Source organism: Lentibacillus halophilus, from assembly GCF_055395055.1.
Genome location: NZ_AP043750.1, coordinates 330,529 through 352,573, shown reverse-complemented (window position 1 = coordinate 352,573; position 22,045 = coordinate 330,529). Strand labels below are relative to the sequence as shown.

Sequence of the window (22,045 nt, the reverse complement as noted above, 5' to 3'; positions counted from 1 at the left end):
TATGATATTGATAACCAACAGGAAAGGTGTGATGAGATGGCGACTGTTGTTTCGAGCATTGGTCTCAAAGGCATGGAAGGTTACCGTGTTCAGGTGGAGGTGCAGCTGCTGACGGAAATTGAAGGGATTTGTATTGTGGGTCTACCGGATGCTTCGGTGAAGGAGTCAAAGGATAGGGTGTTGGCGGCTCTGTATGCGTATGACTGCGAGATAGCTGATAAACGTATCATTATTAATTTATCCCCTGCTGAACAAAAGAAAAACAGTCCGATTTTTGATTTGGCGATGGCGATTGGAATTATGAAGGAAACGGGTGAGATAAAAGATCCCATTCCTGACGCAGCAGCTTTTCTGGGCGTTGTATCATTGGATGGATCCATTAAACCGGTTGAAGGGATGCTGCCGGCTATTATAGCAGCTAAAAAATCAGGTTATAAGGTTTTGTATATACCGCCGATGCATGAGTTTCCATTATCTCATATTGATGGGCTTGAACTTCGATTTGCTGAAACACTTCAGGATGTTGTCGAATCTTTTTCTGGTCAATTGCAATTGAACGTTTCCGCGCGAGGCAAGACTTCACACATGACAGACCTCTCAGAAAGCAATACCCCCGCCTATGAGAAAGACTTCAAACATGTTCTTGGACATAAACAGCCCAAAAGGACGCTGGAATTGCTGCGGCAGGCGGACATAATGTTTTGATGGTTGGACCACCGGGGTGTGGCAAAAGCTTGCTTGCGGAGACATTTAATCCATTTTACCACCGCTAAAACAAGAGGGCAGCTTTGACGTCATGAGCATTTATCAATTGGCAGGGATGATCAACGAAGGGTATCAACTGCCGCCTTATAGAGCCCCACATCATTCCGCATCAGCTGTTTCACTGATAGGCGGCGGCGCAAACCCGAAGCCTGGTGAAGTGACCCTCGCGCACAATGGTGTGCTTTTCCTTGATGAAATGGCGGAATTCCCCAAGCGAACGTTGGATATGCTCAGACAACCTCTGGAAACGGGGGAGGTAACGATTAGCCGGGCAACATCGACCGTGACATATCCGGCTCAATTTATATTAATAGGGGCCATGAACCCTTGTCCATGCGGCTATTTAGGGTCACGACACCGGTACTGTACCTGTTCCCCCAAAAAAATTCTTGCCTACACCAATCGAGTCTCCGGCCCAATAGAGGATCGGATGGATATTTTGTTAACGCTTAACACAGTGGCATTGGAGAGTGAGTCCATACATAGTAATGAGTCATCATCAGATATACGACCCCGTGTTCAAGCAGCACGAGACATACAATTTGCACGTTTTGACAGTGACATTACGAATGCGGTTGTTTCCAATGAGCAGTTATCTCATTGTTGCGGGTTGAATGATGATCAGCAGAAAATGCTGCAGCAATGGGCGAGTCAATACAATTGGAGTACGCGGGTACAAATGAAAATCCTCCGCTTAGCGAGAACAATATCTGACTTAAGCGGTCATGAGGACATTTCCAATGAAGCGATTTGGGAAGCCGTTACAATGCGCCGCCCCAACTCGAGCTTAGGGCAGAAAAGAGCGACAGCAGATCACTAGGATGAAACATGAAAAACCATGATCAAGCTCGAGGGAGGCAGAAAAAATGGCCCGCAAAGCCCGGGTGAAAAGTAAGAGTGGCATCTACCATGTTATGCTTCGTGGCGTGAACAGACAGGAAATCTTCCATGACGATGAGGACTGTGAGAAATATCTTGAAATCATCAAAAAATATAAAGCCCGAACGGCCATAAAAGTCTACGCATGGTGTTTGATGAATAATCATGTCCATTTGTTGTTGAAGGCTGTTTTCGTAAACTTTGTTGCTTTTATATATAAAAAAAGGATTTTTTTAAAATCCTTTTTTTACCAACTCGTTCAGAGTACAAGCGGATAACCAATATAGTTAAAAGTATTCATGTCGGCAAAAACAACTACAAAGTTCGGTTCGGATTTTCCATCTTTCGGAAACATAATCCTATAAACTTCTTTTCCTTCGTATGATTTGTCCTTAACTTCACTCATCATATTCTCTTCTAAAGTTACTTTTGATACCTTGCCATCTTTCCAAGTACCGTTGATGCTTTCCTTTTGTTGTTCAGATAATTGACTCCAAACAACTTCTCTTACATCCTTTTGATTACTGCTTTGTTCTTGGGTATTAACCGTGTTTTGGTCATTATTATTATTATTATTTGCTTGTCCGTTTTGATTAGAGCAAGCGAATAACCCTAATAAGAGAAAAGAAGAAAGGATAAATAGAACGCTTTTTTTCAAAACCAACACCTCCTCATTTAATTAGACGACAATTCCCCATTATACGTTTCAACATAAAACCGTCTTTCCTTTGTAACTATGCATTTCTCAGCATTTGAACCGTTGAATAATTCGATTTTTGACAAGCTGAAATAAGCATTTGCTGAAACATACCGATAATCCATCATAAAATAATATCGGGGAAGAGAAGTATGGGGACGGTTCTCATGTTTTCCTTTTACCAAAACACAATTTGCCTGTTTATGTGAACTTGGGGGTTGAGCTCAAATTTCTCAGCTGATTTTGCAAACCCTCTTGGAAGCACGGGAACCGTCCCCGCGCTTTCCGGGCTGCAGAAGTTTGCGGAGTGGTATGTGAAGTATTATGGGGTGGAGTAATGATGCAGGATTAATAACTGTATGTGCGTCCCATAGGGACGCTAGTATAAAATTATTGCAGCTTTTGCAGGATTTTGATGATGCTTGCCGAAGTAATATACACAAGTCACTCTATAAATTAGTGATCGAATGATCTAGTTTGCAACAGATAATCATGTAGCAAAGGGGGGGAGAGTAATTAGTACTCAGACAGAGAAATCGATGGAGACAAGGATATTAGAATTATCAGATATGATGAGTGATAAATGGGGTAGTGATAATAAAACGGAAAATTTGCATAATCGATTAAAGAGTTTCATATTACAAATTGATGATGCAGATAATGATATAAGAGAAATTTTATTAACACTTACTGAGGAATTTAGCTATTTTTCAAAAGCAAATGTAAATGAGTTACTTATTCATTTTAACGATCAAATAAATAACGAACTTCAGTTGAAGGTAGATAAGACAGTTTTTTCGAAAATAGAAGGTGTAGGTGCTTCTAAATCTAAAATGGATAGTTCAAATACTATGTTAGAAGAGTTTAAAATATGTAATGAAATTTCAGGCGATTTTACTCATAGTCTTTCTGCATTAACTAAATCTGCATTAAATCGAATAGATAATATTGTTATCTTTGATGACATTATCGGAAGCGGGAATACACTAATAAAATTTTTAACTTCACATGCTGAAAAGATAGTAACAACAGGAGTGAAAATATATGTGTTTTGTCTTGTGATATTAGAAAGTGCTTTAGAACAGGTTAATTGTTTTCTTGAAAGGGAAAATATTAACGCGGAAATTAAGTATTACACAATTCAGCCTAAAGCTTTTAAAGAAAATTATATATTCGGTGGAGAGGCAAATACTAAGCAACAACGATTTAAAGATTATAAAAGATTTAAGAAAATGCATAACATTTTAGGATATGAAAACTCTCAAGCTCTTGTTGCTTTTTACCGAAACACCCCTAACAATACTCTTTCTGCATTTTGGTGGCTTTCTGATAATTGGAAAGGATTGTTTCCACGTAATAATAGACGTCCAGATTTTATGAAGAAAAGAACTGATAAGAGCAGCTCTGCTGCTTATAATTTAAGTAAGAAGGAAACAAACTAAAAATGAAAGAAATTCACCTTAAATTAATACTAATTTATTTAAATGACTATGAGGACCAGTATGAATTACATGAGATTAAAAAGTTATGTAATTATACAACAAGTCAAATGTTTGAAGCATTACAAAGTATTGAAGAAAAAGGTTTTATCCAATATGAAAATAATAAATTCTCACTTAAGATATTAGATAAAGGTAGGGAATATTTACAAGAAAACAATTTGAATGAAATATCTATAGATGATTTGTATGAAAGTACGGTAACTTTAAATATTAGTAATAATACAATTGGATTTGAAGATATATATATACCACAAAATTTCAAAAAATAATCTGCATTTTTCTAGAATTGAATAACGAGTCGTTATTCGTGAAACAAAGTTACTTTATGGCTAAGCAACATGATTTGAAATGCAAAATCATGTTGCTCAACCAAAGAGAAAACCGCTCTTTGGTTGGCACGTTCACTAGCAAAGATGTAGGGGTACCATGTGTGAACGTGAAGTTAAGTTCAATAATCTGGTAGTTAATGTGAGGTTATTTTAAGTGGATTTACTTAAATTAGAGAACGAAATGATAGAAAAACAATATAATAATGATTATATAGCCGAGGTCATCACATATGCTAAAGCAATTCAAAGTAATGGGTACAATGTGATTTTTGATATTAAACACTTGTCACTTTTAACGGGTATTAGTATTAAAGAGTTATATGCTTTTTATTCAATGAAAGAAAATCTTTATAAGGAATTTAAAATCCCAAAACGGTCTGGTGGGTACAGAAAAATAATTGCACCAAGTGAAAATCTCAAATATATCCAAAGATGGATTTTGAATAATATTCTTCATAAAGTAGATATTAACCCTCATGCTACGGGTTTTGTTTCTTCCCGATCAATTGTCACTAACGCAGTGAGACACGTTGGGAAAGAATGTGTTGTTAATCTTGATATTAAAGATTTTTTTCCTAGCATAACATTTCGCCAAGTATATTCTGTATTTCAAAACATGGGGTATAGTAAATACGTTTCAATGTTTTTTAGTGGCTTTTTAACTTATCGTGGTGTATTACCGCAAGGTGGCCCCACTAGCCCGATTTTATCGAATATAGTGTGTAATAGATTGGATGAAAGACTTGCTAACTTGGCTTTACACATTAACGCTGACTATACTAGGTATGCAGATGATATTACTTTTTCCGGACATAAGAGTGTTGCCAAATATATAAAGCTAATTAAAAACATTATTCAAGATGAGGGATTTGAAATAAATAAGAAAAAGATTCGTGTTCAGCATGAATATCATCGACAAATGGTAACAGGTCTTATCGTAAATGAAATTTTAAGTGTACCAAGAGAAACTAAAAAATATTTGAGACAACAAATTTATTTTGCAAAAAAGTTTGGTGTTAGTAATAGCTTACGTAAACAGGAACTAGAAAAGACAAATTATAGTGAATATCTTTACGGCATCGCCTACTTTATAAAAATGGTCGAAAAATCGGTTGGTGAAACCTTTATCAAAGAACTAAATCAAGTTGATTGGGAAAGCTAATAACTGATTTGAGTATCTAGTATATATAGAGACTAGTTTTATACTTCTTGCATTTTAAGGGTGCACATCTACAGTTGCTTTTACAATATACCAGTAACCGTCCTTTGTGTCTCCGTGGAATGTATTAAAATAGATGAATTATTATTTACATTTAACTTCTTGGAGGGGAATATAGTTGTGTGAAAGACAGTATCCAGATTTTTTCCCGGTTGGATGTCCGCCCAGTGACGCAAAACCAATGGAAATACGAGTATACAGATTAGTGCAAGGCAATACTATTACTAAAGAAGATTTCAAGTCATTCATTGAAGAAGGTCGTAACGGAAGCAATCCTAAATTTTCTTTTACAGAGTACGGCTTATCGGTAAATTTGAAGCATGAGGAATTAAGAAACTATCGGCGTGCCGTTCCTGCGTTAAGGAAAAAATTTAAAAATATCGCTTATGGAATTACATATAAAGACAAAGGTGTTGTGAAATCAACTCCATCAGCAAAACAGGAAAATCACTATACGTGGTGGTTATGCAAAGATGCAGAGCCAGAAAGTGATTTTTTTATATTGTGAGGTGAGATCCAATGGAAGGTCCTAATAGTCATATGACGATTGATTTAATCGGTAACATTTACGTTATTGATGAAATAATTTATTATGATAAATTGCTATCTTTCTCTTGTAAAAATGATATAGGAAACTTATTTTTAGCCATCTGTATTGAATTGGATGATATGGAGCAGTGGTTGTTTTTGCCTGTTAGTGAAGCGCGTCTAATCCAAATTCTTAGAGGTTCTATAACAGCTTACAAGGCTTTCGAACAGTCTGAGATGGGATTTATATGGAAAATAACAATACATGCTAATTATAATAAAGAGGGAAAAGCTGAAAAAATATCTTTTGATAAGTTAGCAGATGTGGACCTTCCTGATAAAGATATTTTATTTGATGTTTATGGTGAAGACACTTTTTCAATCAAACGTAGCAAGCAGGAGAAAATTTTAGAACAATCAATTAAAGAACGTAGAGAGATTATAGATATATCACTTGAATTAGAACAATCTCATACACACGAGATTGGAGCAGCCTTTTTAGGGAACGTATTGAAAGGAACACAAGATATAGTTAATGTAATCTCTCATCGCCAAGGAATGAATGCCAGCATTCCTAAAAAAATAAAAGATGATAATAAATTAATTTATACTGGGAATTATGCTGCATCTTTTGGTATAAGATTGAAATCGAATAAACTTGCAGATATTTTTAATGAGTCAGAACTGCAGAGAAACCTTTCAGTTCTTATGAGCCTCTTAAAAGCTAAATCAAATGCAGAAGAAATCTCGGAGATTACAAAGGAGTTGAACCCAAAAGTACTTAGTCACTATAAAAACTTTTTGAATTTATTTCAAAAAGAAGATGTAGCAATTAATACAAATTTGGCATTTCCAAGTAATAAGTTAAATAACGTTAAATTAACGTCTGAGGATATAGCACAAAGTATTAAAGTTTTGGAGTCAGAAATAAATGAGACTTCAAAGGAATACTCGTTTTACGGAAAAATCGTTGCAATTGACATCACCAGAAACAATTTTAAATTTATTACGGACGATGATGATACTATTAGCGGAGAAATAGACAAAGCTGTAAATATAGAAGAATTTCTTCTCCCAAAAAGGGCAAAAGTGAAATTACGGGTAACGACAAAAATAAGTGATTTCAACGATGAAGAACAAATTGAATACGAATTATTAGAAATTGATTATAACCTTTAAAAAGCATGAAAACATTTTTTGACTTCCAATACAGCAATACAAAGGTTTCGTTTTAAGAGATGTATTTAGCGAATATCTGTGGAACCCTGTACGCTCTTAGAAATAAGTCCAACGGATTAGCAGCATACATTCCGCATTGAATTGCTTTTCTTAACATGTTGAAAATCGGGGGTTGTCCTCATAGCTTAATCAAAATCGGGGACTGTTCCCATAGCTGCACAGGTTCACGAAGTGTTATAATAATGAATAAATTACTCAACTTTCGCACCGCAGAATGAGCCTGTAACCCTTGATATGCCTTGATCTAAACCAAACTGACTATGCTGCTTGTGCGTTAAATTCCTCATTGCCAAGAAATGTTTTCTTTAAAAATTGCGGGAGGTTATCAAATAGCTCATCGATGATGGATTTGACTTTTTCTTCTGAAAGCACTGGTTCATTTGAAAGTGTTGACTTTAACGCATCTATGATCATCATGAACGCTTGGGCAAACCGAATGTCTTCCATTTCATCGCAGCACAAATAGAAGAGCTGTCCAATCGTTTTTGGATCTTTCTCTTCACGGGAGCTTATCGCAAGCATGATATAGCGTGTGAAGACGATTGTCGTATGGGCTACGAGCGCATCATAATGACGTGACTGGCATTCTTTCGCTAAACGTAGATGGGATTTGGCGACCTTGAAAAAGCACTCGATATCCCAACGCTTCCCATAAAGGCGAACAACTTCTTCTTCCGGCAAATCCAGATTTGTAGAAAGAAGCGCCAACCATTGTTTAGAGCGGTTTCGATCCCGTACAAAAACAATACGGGCTTGTATATCCTTACCATTGTCATCTAATCCCAGGCTGACAACAACAGAAGCAAGAATCTTAGCACGTCCCCGTTTTTTTCGCACTTTTTTATAGAGTTGGTTCAAGGTATATTTCTCGCCTTCGTAGGTGTAGTAAACCCGATGCATGCTTTTGAGCATACAGATGACATGAAGAGGATAGTCAGAAACAACGCGCTTAATCACTTTAGGAAAGGCAAACCAACTGTCAAACAACAAGGTTCTGGCACAAAGCTGTAACGGATTAACGTCATCCAAGAGATCAAACATCGCTTCAGTTGATTTTTGCAGGGCTTCCTGACGTCGCTTGTAGCCAACCGTGCGCTTGTCAATTTTGGAGTTTATCTCCTGAAACCGGTTCTTGCGCTGTTTGGAGCTTAATAACGAGAAAGCCAATGGAATGAACGTATTCCCATCTGACCAGCCAAGTGTAAGCATTCGAAACCCTTTGACAAACTGCCCTGTGGTATGGTCATGCACACGAGCAAGCAGTTCGACGGTCTTACTGCGAGCACGGCTGTATAAAGAATCATCGAAAATAAGGACGCGTTCACGGTCACTTGAGACCAGAGACAACAGGCTGGTTACAATCACATTCCTGCTCAACAACACAAGAAACTTTCGCCAGTTGTATCTGGGATTGTTGAGAAAACGGTGGACTGCATCTTTTCTTGGAGCATCTGAAACACGGTCCGAATCAAGAATTCGAAAAAGGTTCTTGCCGTGCAGGACAAGCGAAAAAATAAACTGGAGAAGGAACACGGGAGAAAATCCATCTTCTTTTCGAATGTTCGCCTGATTAAGCAGTGACCCCAGTTTATTTTCCTTGAAAAAGCGTGAAATATAAGAATTAGCCTCGTTTTTTGGTTCAGAATTTGGTAAAATAGTAGCCATAAATACATCCCTTTCTGGTTTTAGTTGTGGTGACTATATTTTACCAAATTGGGATGTATTTTTGTGTGATTTTTTAATATTGTTTTCCGGATTAGCTCAGTCATATCAAGGAATTATTAGCGTTTTTTAGATGCGAAAGTTGAGATAAATTATTTTTAGAGGCATACTTAATAATTGTATAGACGGGTGATTATCTCTATTGAAATTAAATTGAAATAAATAATTGTGAATTAGTGACATGTTTGGTATTATTAGATTTCAGGTATACATAATGAAGGGATTTAATTTTCTAAGGGGGCTTTCTATGAACAATAACTTATGGCATTTCATAGGAGTTCAACGAAAAACTAGGACGGATGCTGATAAAAAAGTTGATTTAATAATGAATGAAATATTCAAATCACTAGACTTATTATTAGTAATTAAGCTGGAGAATTACCGCGATATTCATCAGCTTATAGAGGAAAAAAGAAGACAGGATAACGAGACAGCTTACTTTTGGGATTGGCTGAATGAAGATGGCTTGTTTAAAATAAAACAAATATTACAGTACAACTTAGCTGATTCTGAAGAGCTGCATGGTTTCTTGGATTATCGGGATATGATTTTGAAATTGGATGCAGAAAGTCAGATTCCAGATAGCTTGTTCACCTCTATTGCTGATACCGTTACTGAAATTCATGGATTGATTGAAACAATATCAGAAGAAACTGCTACTATAGAAGAACAAAGATACAGATCTCCATTTAATGAGGAACCGATACAGTATCCTATACCAGTAGATATTCACCAAAATGAACAACAATGGGTCGTAAATAAAAGCGAAAGTCCTGCTGGAAACAGTAGGACTTTTATTGTAGTATAGTAATAGAAGGAGGAACAGATATGGATCAAGAAAAAATATTCGAATATTATAAAATGGCGAAAAAGAATTTTAAGATGACCAACGCTTTTCTTGAAGATGTGACTGTTGAAAAATATCAGGATATACCAGTTGGTGGCGGTGTTAATGAAGTTAGTTTTGGAAAAAGATACGATAAAATAGATGACCAATATAAGGGGTTTTTGAAAACTACGATTCTATGCCGTGACAATAATACCAATGAAGTTGTTATGAAGATTGAAGTTGTTTATAGTGGCGTTTTTGAGTCAACGGGATTGGGACAAGCCGAGATGGAAGAATATGTAGAAGCTCAAATAGTACCACAGCTTTTATCTTACGCCAGAAGTATCATTACACATTTAACCTCGCTTATGTCTATACCACCGATACAGTTACCAACGATGGATGTTATCCAATCGCTTTATAATAATCAACACGTAGATAACGGGGATGTATAGATGAGTTTGGATAAAGTAACTTTTGAAAAATCAGATTATGAAAGTCCACAATTAGAGTCGCTTGCCAATGAAATTGCATCCTTTTTATATCATGCCTCACCGTACATATTGGATAGGTTTGTTGATTTCATGCGAACTAGTTCCGGTATAACCTTTGATAATTATAAAGGTTTTATACAGAAGTGGTTTGCCCCATTGATAAAAGGCGGAAAAAAGGCACCACCTGACATAAAGCGGTTGAAAGAATTATGCTATTATTTTTTTGATATATGTAGTACTGATGATGAAATAAGGAAAATGCGTGGACTTGTACCTGAAAAGTTGTTTGAAATCATTTTTGAAAAGAGGAATGAAGGTAAAGATTGTAATATCGGCTATGGTGCTAAAGTCTTGGTTAATAATAAAACTGTCATATACAAGCCTTCAACCCCCTTCGAAACAAAAGAGGATAGTGACCAGCGGCGTCAAACTGTTGACGCTGGTTCTTGGGATGGGCAGGAAGGGGAGTTTGCCGAGGTGAAATTACAACCAAATGCATTTCATACTAAAGATATCAGATACCTAAGATTATTGGCAAAAAAACTTGATGATAGTAATATATGCTACTGCGTATTTCTGATAACACTTAATGACAAAGGTTTAATATGGCATCGTCTTAATAGGTTAGGATTATTCAGTGGCGAGGATTCAACCGAGTTTTTATTGATTGGTAAAGATGAATTGTTTCAACTGGAAACAATTGCGTGAATTACGTGCCAGTCACTTCCTGAACTTTGTCGAATATTGAATAAAGCATGGGGACGGTTCTCATGTTTCCCTTTTACCAAAACACAATTTGCCTGTTCATGTGAACTTGGGGGTTGAACTCAAATTTCTCAGCTGACTTTGCAAAGCCCTCTTGGAAGCACGGGAACCGTCCCCGCGCTTTGTTCAAACGCGTCAGAATCGGCTGCAGCCGCCCCACCCAGGATACACAGGAGGAGAATCGTATGAAAATCGCAGTTGCAGGGACAGGCTATGTCGGCTTATCCAATGCCGTCCTGCTTGCCCAGTACCATCATGTCGTTGCACTTGACATCATTCAAGGAAAAGTGGACATGATCAATCAGAAGCAGTCACCGATTGCAGATAACGAAATAGAAGACTTCCTTGCTAATAAGGATTTGAATCTAACCGCCACAACAGACAGCGAGGAAGCGTTTGCGGACGCTGATTATGTCGTCATTTCCACACCGACGAATTATGACCCGGATCAGAACTATTTTGATACATCGACCGTGGAGACGGTTATCGGCAATGTCCTGGACATCAACCCGGAAGCCGTCATGGTGATTAAATCCACCGTCCCCGTTGGCTATACGAAGGAGACCAGTGTCACATTCGCTACCGACAACGTTATCTTTTCCCCCGAGTTTTTAAGGGAAGGGCAGGCATTATACGATAACCTGTATCCGTCGCGCGTAATCGTCGGCGAGCAGTCCGAACGGGCGCAGACATTTGCTGATATGCTCGTGCAGGGAGCGGTGAAGGAAGACATTGACGTCCTGTTCACCAATTCAACCGAAGCCGAGGCGATTAAGCTATTTGCAAATACCTATCTAGCCATGCGTGTCTCGTTCTTCAATGAGCTTGATTCCTACGCAGAAGTGCGCGCCCTCAACACGAAGCAGATTATCGACGGTGTCGCCCTGGATCCGCGTATCGGCAGCCATTATAATAACCCATCCTTTGGTTATGGCGGCTACTGCCTGCCGAAAGACACCAAGCAGCTCCTCGCCAACTACGAGGATGTACCGAATAACATTATGCAGGCCATTGTGGATGCCAACCGGACAAGGAAGGATCACATTGCGAATATGATCATTGAGCGCAACCCGGATGTTGTCGGCATTTACCGCCTGACCATGAAGACAGACTCCGATAACTTTAGGCAATCCGCCATTCAGGGCGTGATGAAGCGCATTAAAGCTAAGGGCATTGAGGTTATTGTGTACGAGCCGGCACTGACGGACGAGAGATTCTACAACTCCCGCGTCGTGAATGACTTTGACGAGTTCAAGGCGATATCGGATGTTGTTGTGGCGAACCGGATGACGGAAGATTTGCGGGACGTTGAGGATAAGGTGTATACACGGGATTTGTTTAGTCGGGATTGATGGGAGATTTGGGGTACCCCCTCAATATCGGGGGACTGTCCCCATAGCCAGACTCTTATACACTGCCCTAAAAACTATAATAGAACGGCAACTTATGATAAACTAATAGACGATAGAATAAACGTATATTCGAAAATGGTAAGATCTAAAACGTTTAAGCCGACTGTTTTGGTTGCTGTTCAGAAAGAATGGACGAAAAATCACTAAAACTCAAAAAGGATGATGAAAATGAGTAAAGACATTACTAATAACGAAATTTTACAAGCAGTTAAGGAATTATCGGAACATATCAATCAAGTTGATCAGAAACTAACCGATCAAATCAACCAAACTAATCAGAAACTAACTGAGCAAATCAATGAAGTGGATAAAAGATTATCTGACCAAATCGATCAAACCGATAAGAAACTAACCGATCAAATCAACCAAACTAATCAGAAGTTAACTGAGCAAATCAATGAAGTGGATAAAAGATTATCTGACCAAATCGATCAAACCGATAAGAAACTAACCGACCAAATCAACCAAACCGATAAGAAGTTATCTGACCAGATCACTCAAATGGGAGAGAAAGTAACCGATGCGGATCAACGATTAACCGAAAAAGTTGATATGGTGGATTCCAAGCTTTCCGTCCTATCTGATAGCTTATTGAAGACACAAGCGGAAGTAAAAGTACTGAAAAACGCACAATAGTAGCTTGAAGGTTAAATGCCCTCAACAAGCAGAAATAAGAATATGGCATTCGTTTAAGGTGCCACTGAGACCTACCAATTCCTAAGCGCTGATTAATTTATAAGAATACAGCAATCTTTTACGTATCCCCCCAACGTACAAACTTTATAAAAATATATGAGGCATCCGTTCTATTCCGCCCATCTCAATATTAATCGGCGGGCTCCCCACCTGTTGTTATATGTTCCGGCCTGAACCGATTGCTCTGATCGCTAACCAAAATTCCTGCACTTTCTCCATACAACACGTCTTATATTTTTCCAGCTTACGCATGGGCAGTGGTCATGTCTTCCGGTTTTATTACCTGTGATGAGAAAAGTATGGGGACGGTTCTCATGTTTCCCTTTTACCAAAACACAATTTGCCTGTTTATGTGAACTTGGGGGTTGAGCTCAAATTTCTCAGCTGACTTTGCAAAGCCCTCTTGGAAGCATGGGAACCGTCCCCGCGCTTTACAATAGCATTTATTTTTCTCGCCGTTAGATATCAATTTTGGTCTCAGTCTCCGATGGCAATCGTTCTTGACATTCTTGTGGGAAATACGTATATTATAGACAATCAAGGCACAAGTCATACAGGAAGTTTTAGACACTTGGAGGTTAATTCGCTGGTAACAAATGTCATGCCAAGAGGGGGAGGGATAGCAGTTGGATCAGCAGTTAATGGAGCAGATTTTCTCTGAACTAAAAGAGATCAAACAAACACAAGAAAACACAAATGATCGACTGACGGCATTCGAACAAAACACAAATGAACGTTTCACCTCACTTGATAATCGCCTGACAGAATTTGAACAAAATACAAATGAACGTTTCACCGCATCAGAGAACCGAATGACGGAATTTGAACAGTCTGCTAATGAACGTTTCAGTAATATTGAATCCAAACTTCAGATTGTTTATGAACAAACTGGGAAATTAACCGAATATCACGAACAGACAATGGCAGCTTTAGAACGTGTTGCGACCAAAGATGATCTGACTTATTTTGACAAAAAGATTGGTGAACACGACAGAGAAATATCAAAGTTGAAAGAACGAGTTTAGCTTGTGCAGTTCTGCGTTTGTAAAGGACGCGTTTGATTAAGATGATTTATCGTTGTCAAATAAGTACATTTGTCGCATAAAAAAGATGGACGACCCTGTAAATCGTCCATCTTTTCATCCGATTATTTTTCTGCTTGTTCAAATAGATTATCGAAATGTTCCACCATTTCTACATCCACGTTTGTCAGTCCGCCCATATCCAGTGTTGAAATACTCACAGTAATAGCTGTGTGATCGATGACAATGTGCGGGTGATGCTTTCTTTCCTGTGCATGTACAGCCATCTGGTGGACAAAGGCAACGCCGTGTAGATATTTTCGGAAACTGTATTTCCGCTGCAGCCATTTTTCATCCACTAATTCCCATTCCGGAAAACGGTTTAATGCATCCTGAATGGCTTCATTCGATAGCAGTTCCATAAAAAACATCCTCCTTCATTGTAAAAAATGTATAGTCAGTGCCGGTACGCGCTCATTGATTCTTTTTGATGTGCTTGATGTCATCGTATCAAATCCTGTCTTCTTTTTAAACGTCCCGGCAGCTTCATAATGTGATCCAAGCCGTTTTTGATTGGCATAATTCTCATCTGCATGTATTCACTGTGGATCGTCCCGACGGCAAACCTCTGCAAATTGTGATGGAGGACGTAGCGGATACGCTGGATTTATTTGATTTTGAAAGCTATGAAATGGGGCGGGACCGGTTTACGTTATTGGAAGATGTTTTTCCGATGACGGGGCAAATCCATTATGAATATGATCTTGGTGACAGTTGGGGACATGTGATTACATTGGAAAAAACGGTGACATCACAGGCATTGCGGCCCTATTATCTGGAAGGTGCCGGCTTCAGACCTCCGGAAGATGTCGGCGGAGAAGGTGGTTTTGAAGCATACCTTCGAATTATGGCAGATGAAAACGACCCAGATCACACACATATGACGACGTGGTCCGATTCACAAAAAGAAAGAGATCTGAGCATGGAGCAGATTAACGAACGTCTGCAGCGTGTTTTCATGGGGTATATGTATAGCCCGTATTTTGTATAGGTTTCCGGCTTGATAAGTGGAAGGTCCGGTCTTAATTTGATTCGGCAATCGACAGGGACGATTCCTTTTTGTCCGCCCAGAGCACGCCTTCTTACATAGCATATGCCGGATGTGTTAGGAGATATTTATGAACGTAAATATTTGAATATTATAATATTTAGCGAATTGCTTATTATCAATTTATCAAAGATCAGGGGGTACTTGTTTACCTGTTGTCCAGTCGTAACGATGAATAGATCTCCCCTGAGTTAGCAGCTCCCCGGGAGGTCTGTCACTTCTGTGAAGCATGGGGACGGTTCTCATGCTTCCCTTTTACCAAAACACAATTTGCCTGTTTATGTGAACTTGGGGGCTGAGCTCAAATTTCTCAGCTGACTTTGCAAAGCCCTCTTGGAAGCGCGGGAACCGTCCCCGCGCTTCCTTGTCTCGCCTATTCTGGCAAATGTTTATCTCCATTATGTCCTGGACTTATGGTTTGAGCGTAAAGTACGTAAAGAATATAAAGGACAAGCGTACCTCGTCCGCTATGCGGACGATTTTGTGTGCCGTTTTCAATATCAGCAGGACGCGTATAAGTTCTTTGAAGGCCTCAAACAGAGTTTGCCGAAATTTAACCTTGAAGTTGCAGAGGACAAGACGAACATTATTCCCTTTGGCAGATTTGCGGAAAAGAACAGTAGGCGGAATGGAAATAGGAAACCCCTGACGTTTAATTTTCTGGGTTTCACGCATTACTGCAGCCAAAGTCAGAAAGGCAAGTTCAGAGTTAAACGGAAAACTGACAACAAGAAGATGAGAGCGAAGTTGCGTCAAACTAAGAAATGGCTAAAAGAAAACAGAACCGAAAGTGCCGAATTTATCATGGATAGAATACGAAGGTCGCTTATAGGATACTATAATTATTATTGTATCACAGACAATTCACCAACAGTTGATTTGTTTCGTGACAATATAAGAACGCTACTCTTTATGGCTCAATCGAAGAAGCCAGAAGAAGTCTTTTACATGGGAGAAATTTGTTTTATTTCTAAAGAAATTTCCACTTCCAAGACCAACTGTGAAAGTGAATATATACCAACTTCGAGATCATATTAATTACATTCTGTGAAGATGATAGGTGGAGCCGTGTGCGGGAAAACCGCTCGCATGGTTCTGAGAGGGGAGTGATACACAATCAGCCGTTAGGCTGAGAGGTTCACTCCTACTTGACCCAAAACAATTCAGAATTGTGCGCGTGCCAGGCACCAATACCTCTGTCCTTTAATCTGAATAATCATAATATTTTTTCTTATTATTTTAAGATTTTTGGAGAAAACAGCTCACTGAAGCGCACTGAACTTCACTGAAGCGCACTGAATTCACTCAATTCATAATTTCGGGGTTGCCAGAAGTTTATACTCTATTATAAACTACAAACAGTTAAAAAAGTATGAACTGTTCATACACATGAAAATTACTAGTTAAAGGAGTTGTTTGTATGTCGCAAAAATCTAAACAGCGTCGTCTTATTGACACAGATATCCATGAACGAGCTACCTATTCGGAACTACTGCCTTATTTGGATAATCCGTGGAGGCGCTATATAGAGGATAATCATTGGATGCAGGAAAAACATATGCCTTACACGCAGCCAACTGTGGCCGGCGTTGATCGTGCAGATGCTGTAACGCCTGATGGAGGGGCTGCGGGAAGTGATTTGGGTTTTATGCAGCAGCAACTGCTCGATGAAAATGGGCACGAATATGGTATTTTAACCGGAGCTTTAGATCCATCGCCATCGTCAATGCATGGTTGGTATGAAATGGCGACAGCTTTAGCAAGTGCTTATAATGATTGGCAAATTGAAAACTGGCTCGAAAAGGATGATCGTCTATATGGCTCTGTACATATAGCGGCTCAAGACCCACAACAAGCCGTTCGTGAAATTGAACGAGTCGGTTCACATCCAAAAATGGTTCAGATATTGCTGCCAATCGATAAAACATCATGGGGAAACCCGTACTATCATCCGATTTATGAAGCCGCCGAGCGCCATAATCTATCAATTGGGATGCATCATAATGAACCGCCAACGCATTTCGGAGATTGGCCGCGTTACTTTATCGAGTGGCATACGATGGTGCCAACGTCGCATATGATTGAGGTTTCAAACATGGTGTTCAACGGTGTATTCGAAAAGTTCCCTAATTTACATCTCATCATGATTGAGGGTGGATTCACGCATGTTCCGCATCTGATGAAAAAGATGGACCAGCAGTACAAGGAACTTCGTCATGAGGTGCCTTGGGTGAACCGGATGCCAAGTGATATCGTGCGGGATCACATCCGTTTTACAACACAACCTGTTGAAGAGATGAGCGAAAAAGAATTTATGCAGTATGTGGATCAAATGGGGTCTGAAAATATGATCTGTTTTTCAACGGATTATCCACATTGGGATTATGATTCACCACTTCAGGCACTTCCGAAGCTGGATAAGACATTGGAAGAGAAGATTTTCTCTGAAAATGCGAGAGCCTCTTACCCTAAATTGCCGCAAATGCAAGGGAGTGTTACGACATGAGGAAAGTTGTTTGTGAAAAAGAAGCTATTCACCCCGGCGAGATGAAAAGTGATTCATTAGGTATCATTCCGATCGTTGTGTGTCGCACAAAAGACGATGAATTTTATGCATTCGCCAATCGTTGTCTGCACCAAGGCGCTCCGCTATCGGAGGGTGCTTTATCCGGTGATAATAAGCGCACCAGTGTCCATGGTAAATATGAATATATCAAAGATGGTGAAGTTCTTCGCTGCCCGTGGCATGGGCTTGAATATGATGTCAAAAATGATGGATGCATGCTTGCTGATCCTGAACAAAAATTACGCAGCTTTGAAGTAACAATTGAAGAAGACAATGTCGTTGTCTATAAATAAAGCTTTTGATGATTTATGAGGTGACATATGAAAAAGATATTCATTAATGGTAAGTGGATTGAGGCGAACTCTGGTGAGACGCGGGACATTATTAATCCTTACAATCAAGAATCCATTGCAACAGCAGCGGAAGGCAGCAGGGAAGAGGCAAAATTCGCAATTGATGCTGCTCGAGGGGCCTTTGACCATGGTGAATGGCCCCATTGGCCGGCTCATGACCGTGGCAAGAAAGTCCATGAAATTGCGGAATTGATTGAACGTGATCATGAAGAACTAGCAGAACTTGAATCATTAGACACGGGTAAAACAATAATAGAAAGCCGCGAGGATATGGATGATATCGCTGGTGTTTTCCGTTACTTTGCTGATATAGCCGACAAGGATGGCGGCGACATTATCGATTCACCTATTCCTGACTCAACAAGCAGGGCGGTTCACGAACCTGTTGGTGTTTGCGGACAAATAACGCCATGGAACTACCCATTGCTTCAGGCTTCATGGAAATTGGCGCCAGCACTGGCAGCTGGCAACACACTTGTCATGAAGCCAAGCGAAATGACACCACTGACTTCTATTAAAGTATTTGAACTTATGGAAGAATCCGGTATCCCAATGGGCGTTGTCAATCTGGTTCTTGGCCCTGGAGACTCTGTAGGTGATGAGCTTTCCGTTAATGATAAAGTGGATCTTATTTCGTTCACGGGCGGTATTGAAACAGGTAAACGGATTATGCAGGCCGCGAGTTCCAATGTGAAAAATGTGGCATTGGAACTGGGGGGTAAAAACCCAAATATTATTTTTGCAGATGCTGATTTTGACACGGCGGTTGATCAAGCGATGAATGCGGTATTCTTCCATGCTGGACAAATCTGTTCAGCAGGAACCCGTCTAATCGTAGAAGAGAGCATTCATGATGATTTTGTTAATGCGCTCATTGACCGGGTTAAGGATATTAAGCTTGGCAGCGGTTTTGAGGAATCAACCCAAATGGGTCCGCTTATTTCTAAGGAACATTTAGCTAAAGTAGCCAATTATGTCGAAAACGGCAAGAAGGAAGGCGCCACGGTTGCAGTCGGCGGACAAAAACCTGATGACTCGCAGCTGCAAGATGGATTCTTCTATTTACCGACAGTACTGACTGATTGCACGACGGATATGAGCGTTGTGCAGGACGAAGGATTTGGCCCAGTTATTACGGTGGAGAAATTCTCAACTGAGGAAGAATCGGTCCGCCTTGCTAACGATTCAATTTACGGTCTTGCCGGTGGTGTTTTCACGAACGATATTGCCAAAGCTGAACGCTGTGCTGCCAAGATGCGAATGGGGACTGTTTGGATAAATGATGTGAACCTTTACTTCCCGCAAGCGCCATGGGGTGGTTATAAACAGTCAGGAATTGGCCGTGAGCTTGGCAAAAAAGGACTTGAGGAATACCAGGAAACCAAGCATGTTTATCGTAACTTGCGTCCTGCTCCTATCGATTGGTTTTAATTTTTTAAAAACATAGACTATCGGTCTTTGGCAGATAAGGATAAGTAACAAATAAAATGAAACCATGAAGGCCGGATTGTCTTGATGGACCGCGACAATCAGCTGCCTTATGATCGTCCCTCCTTTGTCAAAGCAATGAATGACTGGGGAGACGGATGATTCGGATGTTTTATTACGCAATCACGAGTTCTATGAAGATATGAACATAGACTTAAAGCTCGGTGAAGAGGTAACAGACATAAATCCGGTTCAAAACCATCACGAAAAAAGATGACTCTTATTATGAGTGGGATAAGCTTATGATCGCGACAGGATTAAAGTTAAGGACATTATCCATAGAAGGTGATCACCTTAAAGGCATTTTTTATTTATGCAGGATGGCAGATGCCATAGCCATTAAGCGACATATGCAACATGTGAAAGAAGCCATTACTATAGGAGCGGGTTTTATTGGAGCTGACTCACCCGCAATTAGAAATGGAAGATGGTTATACTGTTAACGAATATGGTGAAACATCGATCGCTGACATTTATTCGGCGGGGGATTGATACCATTCAGGGCCAATCCATGCCGAACATTAGGATGATGCCGTCAATCATGCTAAGACAGTGACAAAGAACATCATTTATTCGCAGTCGTCGCCTTATACGTATACACCATACTTTTGGTCAGATCAATATGGAAGTCATTTTCAATACTTTGGACATGCCAAGACATGGTCTAAGATTGTTCAGCGCGGATCGATGGAATCAAACACGTTCACTTATTTTTATTTAGATGATCAAAATATGATTCAGGCAGTTTTCATTTCTAATCAGGCCAAAAATGCTTTGCCTGTTAGAAGAATGATTAAAAACCAAACCCTCGTAGACCCAAACAATTTAGCAGATGACAATCTATCTTTGAAAAAAATTCAGCGTTCCTTAGCCTGAAAACACACACTAGTTAGATCAGTATATGCCAGACTTCAAATTTTTAGAATATTAAAGCGGAACCTTGTGTGAAAAATCAATGGTAAATAGACCACAATACAATTTATAGAAAGGATGGTAATAAAGAAAATGAAATTACTTTCAAAAAAATGGTTTGTTCTTATCAGTATCAGTGCTATCGTTATACTGGCTGGTTGTCAAGAGGAGTCTGGTGAAGCAGAAAGTAATGATACAAACGATGCAAAAAATGATGCAGCTAACCTTGAGGAAATTGTAGGAATTGATCCAGGTTCGGGAACCATGGATATAGCTGAAAATGCTGTTGAAGGTTATGACTTAGACCTTGATTTAACACCCAGTTCTGAAGGCCCCATGTTGGCGACTTTAGATGAAGCTATTGAAAATGAAGAACCGATTGTTGTAACACTCTGGCAGCCACACTGGGCATTTGAAGAATATGATTTGAAGTTTTTAGATGACCCTGAAGGCCATTTAGGTGAAGCCGAAAAAATCCATACATTGGTGAGAGAGGGTCTTGAGGACGAAAAGGCTTCTGCTTATGAATTCCTGGACAACTTTAAATGGAATCCAGAAGATATGAATGAAATTTTATCAGAAACGAAAAATGATGACGTTGAAGCGAAAGATGTGGCTAAGGAGTGGGTTGAAAATAATCGGGGTAAAGTAGACGGTTGGAAAGAGGATATCGAACCAGTAGAAGATGAGAGTGTGGAGCTTGCCTATGTTAATTGGTCGTCCGCAGCCGCTTCAATAAATGTAGTCAGGATAGCTATGGAAGAATTAGGTTATGATGTTGAGTTAAAGGTGGTAGACATGGGTGTTGCATGGCAGTCGCTTGCTGACGGTGAAATTGATGGCATGTTAATGGCCTGGCTCCCTTCAGGTTCAGCTGAGTATTTCGAGGAATATAAAGATGAAATTGTAGATTTAGGTCCTAACTTAGAGGGAGCAAAGCAAGGATTTGTTGTTCCGGAATACATGGATATTGATAGCATAGAAGAATTACCAATCAAATAAGTTATCATGAAAACTACCCGGGTTGGATGATCTGGGTAGTTTTTTATTTTTCCATAAAATATGAATAATATATCAGTTCTGGAGCCTGCCGTCTTATGCATGTTGGAGCTTTGACAATTGCGGGGAGAATTATTTAACGCTTACTACATTTGAACAACAGAAAATTTATGATATACATATAGCGAGTTAAACGTTATTTTAATAAAAGTGTCCTAAATTCCTGTAGATCGGGTTTACCCTGGAGAATAACACCGAGATAACAGTGGCAAAAAAAGTGGCAAAACTGGCCTGGCATGAAGAGCACCACCTGGCTCATATAAAAATTGCATTGTCGGAATGATATAGTGATTATGCATCGGCAAAAATAGCCCAGAGAGACTGATCACGTTCAAAAAAATGAACTGACAAGCACTTGCGAATATAACGTCAAAAACCTCATCTGGTTACATATAGGGATCTTTTGACACTTATCAGCAAACCGCAAAATATTTGGCAGAAGTAAAGGATAACCTCGAATT

At 39.4% G+C, this 22,045-nt stretch carries 23 protein-coding genes and 2 pseudogenes; 22 read left to right on the top strand and 3 right to left on the bottom strand.

Going from position 1 to position 22,045, the window contains the following annotated elements; genetic code table 11:
- Positions 1–36: 36 nt before the first annotated feature.
- Both ACZ5Q7_RS01605 and ACZ5Q7_RS01600 read left to right on the top strand, forming a co-directional pair.
- Positions 37–1,585 (top strand): annotated as a pseudogene (locus ACZ5Q7_RS01605) (YifB family Mg chelatase-like AAA ATPase).
- A 46-nt stretch (positions 1,586–1,631) separates the two neighbouring features.
- Entirely contained in the window at positions 1,632–1,922 is a 291-nt protein-coding gene (locus ACZ5Q7_RS01600) for a transposase (RefSeq protein WP_343751570.1), read from the top strand.
- On the opposite strand, the gene ACZ5Q7_RS01595 is transcribed toward ACZ5Q7_RS01600, so the two are convergent.
- Entirely contained in the window at positions 1,904–2,302 is a 399-nt protein-coding gene (locus ACZ5Q7_RS01595) for a hypothetical protein (protein ID WP_343751569.1), read from the bottom strand. The genes ACZ5Q7_RS01600 and ACZ5Q7_RS01595 overlap by 19 nt on opposite strands.
- 578 nt (positions 2,303–2,880) lie before the next feature.
- On the opposite strand from ACZ5Q7_RS01595, the gene ACZ5Q7_RS01590 reads away from it, so the two are divergent.
- The 5 genes from ACZ5Q7_RS01590 (at position 2,881) to ACZ5Q7_RS01570 (ending at position 7,098) form a co-directional block, all read left to right on the top strand.
- Positions 2,881–3,783 (top strand): phosphoribosyltransferase-like protein, encoded by a 903-nt coding sequence (locus tag ACZ5Q7_RS01590; RefSeq protein WP_343751588.1) that lies wholly within the window; start codon positions 2,881–2,883, stop codon positions 3,781–3,783.
- A 2-nt stretch (positions 3,784–3,785) separates the two neighbouring features.
- Complete coding sequence (locus ACZ5Q7_RS01585) at positions 3,786–4,112, top strand: hypothetical protein (protein WP_343751568.1); 327 nt, start codon at positions 3,786–3,788, stop codon at positions 4,110–4,112.
- A 214-nt stretch (positions 4,113–4,326) separates the two neighbouring features.
- On the top strand, positions 4,327–5,334 hold the full coding sequence (locus ACZ5Q7_RS01580; RefSeq protein ID WP_343751567.1) for a retron St85 family RNA-directed DNA polymerase: 1,008 nt from the start codon (positions 4,327–4,329) through the stop codon (positions 5,332–5,334).
- Between the two features lie 175 nt (positions 5,335–5,509).
- Positions 5,510–5,899, top strand: coding sequence for a hypothetical protein (locus tag ACZ5Q7_RS01575; RefSeq protein ID WP_343751565.1), 390 nt, complete (start codon positions 5,510–5,512; stop codon positions 5,897–5,899).
- Between the two features lie 11 nt (positions 5,900–5,910).
- Complete coding sequence (locus tag ACZ5Q7_RS01570) at positions 5,911–7,098, top strand: DUF6575 domain-containing protein (protein WP_343751564.1); 1,188 nt, start codon at positions 5,911–5,913, stop codon at positions 7,096–7,098.
- A gap of 318 nt (positions 7,099–7,416) precedes the next feature.
- On the opposite strand, the gene ACZ5Q7_RS01565 is transcribed toward ACZ5Q7_RS01570, so the two are convergent.
- Positions 7,417–8,823: an IS4 family transposase gene (locus ACZ5Q7_RS01565; RefSeq protein WP_464432720.1), complete on the bottom strand. Its 1,407-nt coding sequence runs from the start codon at positions 8,821–8,823 to the stop codon at positions 7,417–7,419.
- A gap of 304 nt (positions 8,824–9,127) precedes the next feature.
- Between ACZ5Q7_RS01565 and ACZ5Q7_RS01560 the strand changes: the two genes are divergently transcribed.
- The 6 genes from ACZ5Q7_RS01560 to ACZ5Q7_RS01535 all read left to right on the top strand — a co-directional run bounded on the left by ACZ5Q7_RS01560 (position 9,128) and on the right by ACZ5Q7_RS01535 (position 14,101).
- On the top strand, positions 9,128–9,688 hold the full coding sequence (locus tag ACZ5Q7_RS01560; RefSeq protein WP_343751034.1) for a hypothetical protein: 561 nt from the start codon (positions 9,128–9,130) through the stop codon (positions 9,686–9,688).
- A gap of 20 nt (positions 9,689–9,708) precedes the next feature.
- On the top strand, positions 9,709–10,164 hold the full coding sequence (locus ACZ5Q7_RS01555; RefSeq protein ID WP_343751033.1) for a protein-export chaperone SecB: 456 nt from the start codon (positions 9,709–9,711) through the stop codon (positions 10,162–10,164).
- Positions 10,165–10,911, top strand: coding sequence for a hypothetical protein (locus ACZ5Q7_RS01550; RefSeq protein WP_343751032.1), 747 nt, complete (start codon positions 10,165–10,167; stop codon positions 10,909–10,911).
- A gap of 242 nt (positions 10,912–11,153) precedes the next feature.
- Positions 11,154–12,320: a nucleotide sugar dehydrogenase gene (locus ACZ5Q7_RS01545; protein ID WP_343751031.1), complete on the top strand. Its 1,167-nt coding sequence runs from the start codon at positions 11,154–11,156 to the stop codon at positions 12,318–12,320.
- A gap of 228 nt (positions 12,321–12,548) precedes the next feature.
- Positions 12,549–13,016: a hypothetical protein gene (locus tag ACZ5Q7_RS01540; RefSeq protein ID WP_343751029.1), complete on the top strand. Its 468-nt coding sequence runs from the start codon at positions 12,549–12,551 to the stop codon at positions 13,014–13,016.
- 686 nt (positions 13,017–13,702) lie between these two features.
- Positions 13,703–14,101: a hypothetical protein gene (locus ACZ5Q7_RS01535; RefSeq protein WP_343751028.1), complete on the top strand. Its 399-nt coding sequence runs from the start codon at positions 13,703–13,705 to the stop codon at positions 14,099–14,101.
- Positions 14,102–14,223: 122 nt separating this feature from the next.
- Here ACZ5Q7_RS01535 and ACZ5Q7_RS01530 read toward each other — a convergent pair whose 3' ends face one another.
- Positions 14,224–14,520, bottom strand: a complete 297-nt coding sequence (locus ACZ5Q7_RS01530) for a 4a-hydroxytetrahydrobiopterin dehydratase (RefSeq protein WP_343751027.1) — start codon at positions 14,518–14,520, stop codon at positions 14,224–14,226.
- Between the two features lie 131 nt (positions 14,521–14,651).
- On the opposite strand from ACZ5Q7_RS01530, the gene ACZ5Q7_RS01525 reads away from it, so the two are divergent.
- The 9 genes and pseudogenes from ACZ5Q7_RS01525 to ACZ5Q7_RS01485 form a co-directional block, all read left to right on the top strand.
- Complete coding sequence (locus ACZ5Q7_RS01525) at positions 14,652–15,149, top strand: plasmid pRiA4b ORF-3 family protein (RefSeq protein ID WP_464433021.1); 498 nt, start codon at positions 14,652–14,654, stop codon at positions 15,147–15,149.
- A gap of 390 nt (positions 15,150–15,539) precedes the next feature.
- Entirely contained in the window at positions 15,540–16,244 is a 705-nt protein-coding gene (locus ACZ5Q7_RS01520) for a reverse transcriptase domain-containing protein (protein WP_343751026.1), read from the top strand.
- Positions 16,245–16,626: 382 nt separating this feature from the next.
- Positions 16,627–17,712: an amidohydrolase family protein gene (locus ACZ5Q7_RS01515; protein ID WP_343751025.1), complete on the top strand. Its 1,086-nt coding sequence runs from the start codon at positions 16,627–16,629 to the stop codon at positions 17,710–17,712.
- Positions 17,709–18,065, top strand: coding sequence for a Rieske (2Fe-2S) protein (locus ACZ5Q7_RS01510; RefSeq protein ID WP_343751024.1), 357 nt, complete (start codon positions 17,709–17,711; stop codon positions 18,063–18,065). The genes ACZ5Q7_RS01515 and ACZ5Q7_RS01510 overlap by 4 nt, the downstream gene beginning before the upstream one ends.
- Before the next feature lie 27 nt (positions 18,066–18,092).
- Positions 18,093–19,556 (top strand): betaine-aldehyde dehydrogenase, encoded by a 1,464-nt coding sequence (gene betB, locus ACZ5Q7_RS01505; protein ID WP_343751023.1) that lies wholly within the window; start codon positions 18,093–18,095, stop codon positions 19,554–19,556.
- Positions 19,557–19,855: 299 nt separating this feature from the next.
- Positions 19,856–20,056, top strand: a complete 201-nt coding sequence (locus ACZ5Q7_RS01500) for a hypothetical protein (protein ID WP_425542337.1) — start codon at positions 19,856–19,858, stop codon at positions 20,054–20,056.
- 109 nt (positions 20,057–20,165) lie between these two features.
- Positions 20,166–20,489: an oxidoreductase C-terminal domain-containing protein gene (locus ACZ5Q7_RS01495; protein WP_425542336.1), complete on the top strand. Its 324-nt coding sequence runs from the start codon at positions 20,166–20,168 to the stop codon at positions 20,487–20,489.
- A 129-nt stretch (positions 20,490–20,618) separates the two neighbouring features.
- Positions 20,619–21,527, top strand: a complete 909-nt coding sequence (locus ACZ5Q7_RS01490) for a glycine betaine ABC transporter substrate-binding protein (RefSeq protein ID WP_343751022.1) — start codon at positions 20,619–20,621, stop codon at positions 21,525–21,527.
- Between the two features lie 247 nt (positions 21,528–21,774).
- A pseudogene (locus tag ACZ5Q7_RS01485) lies at positions 21,775–21,867 on the top strand (YfiT family bacillithiol transferase); the annotation flags it as partial.
- Between the last annotated feature and the right edge of the window lie 178 nt (positions 21,868–22,045).

What these genes read in the sequence shown, in the direction of transcription:
- ACZ5Q7_RS01600 (WP_343751570.1), top strand. Translation starts at nt 1,632, where the DNA reads ATGGCCCGCAAAGCCCGGGTGAAAAGTAAGAGTGGCATCTACCATGTT.
- ACZ5Q7_RS01590 (WP_343751588.1), top strand. Translation starts at nt 2,881, where the DNA reads ATGGAGACAAGGATATTAGAATTATCAGATATGATGAGTGATAAATGG.
- ACZ5Q7_RS01585 (WP_343751568.1), top strand. Translation starts at nt 3,786, where the DNA reads ATGAAAGAAATTCACCTTAAATTAATACTAATTTATTTAAATGACTAT.
- ACZ5Q7_RS01570 (WP_343751564.1), top strand. Translation starts at nt 5,911, where the DNA reads ATGGAAGGTCCTAATAGTCATATGACGATTGATTTAATCGGTAACATT.
- ACZ5Q7_RS01565 (WP_464432720.1), bottom strand. Translation starts at nt 8,823, where the DNA reads ATGGCTACTATTTTACCAAATTCTGAACCAAAAAACGAGGCTAATTCT.
- ACZ5Q7_RS01560 (WP_343751034.1), top strand. Translation starts at nt 9,128, where the DNA reads ATGAACAATAACTTATGGCATTTCATAGGAGTTCAACGAAAAACTAGG.
- ACZ5Q7_RS01555 (WP_343751033.1), top strand. Translation starts at nt 9,709, where the DNA reads ATGGATCAAGAAAAAATATTCGAATATTATAAAATGGCGAAAAAGAAT.
- ACZ5Q7_RS01550 (WP_343751032.1), top strand. Translation starts at nt 10,165, where the DNA reads ATGAGTTTGGATAAAGTAACTTTTGAAAAATCAGATTATGAAAGTCCA.
- ACZ5Q7_RS01545 (WP_343751031.1), top strand. Translation starts at nt 11,154, where the DNA reads ATGAAAATCGCAGTTGCAGGGACAGGCTATGTCGGCTTATCCAATGCC.
- ACZ5Q7_RS01540 (WP_343751029.1), top strand. Translation starts at nt 12,549, where the DNA reads ATGAGTAAAGACATTACTAATAACGAAATTTTACAAGCAGTTAAGGAA.
- ACZ5Q7_RS01530 (WP_343751027.1), bottom strand. Translation starts at nt 14,520, where the DNA reads ATGGAACTGCTATCGAATGAAGCCATTCAGGATGCATTAAACCGTTTT.
- ACZ5Q7_RS01515 (WP_343751025.1), top strand. Translation starts at nt 16,627, where the DNA reads ATGTCGCAAAAATCTAAACAGCGTCGTCTTATTGACACAGATATCCAT.
- ACZ5Q7_RS01510 (WP_343751024.1), top strand. Translation starts at nt 17,709, where the DNA reads ATGAGGAAAGTTGTTTGTGAAAAAGAAGCTATTCACCCCGGCGAGATG.
- betB (WP_343751023.1), top strand. Translation starts at nt 18,093, where the DNA reads ATGAAAAAGATATTCATTAATGGTAAGTGGATTGAGGCGAACTCTGGT.
- ACZ5Q7_RS01500 (WP_425542337.1), top strand. Translation starts at nt 19,856, where the DNA reads ATGATCGCGACAGGATTAAAGTTAAGGACATTATCCATAGAAGGTGAT.
- ACZ5Q7_RS01490 (WP_343751022.1), top strand. Translation starts at nt 20,619, where the DNA reads ATGAAATTACTTTCAAAAAAATGGTTTGTTCTTATCAGTATCAGTGCT.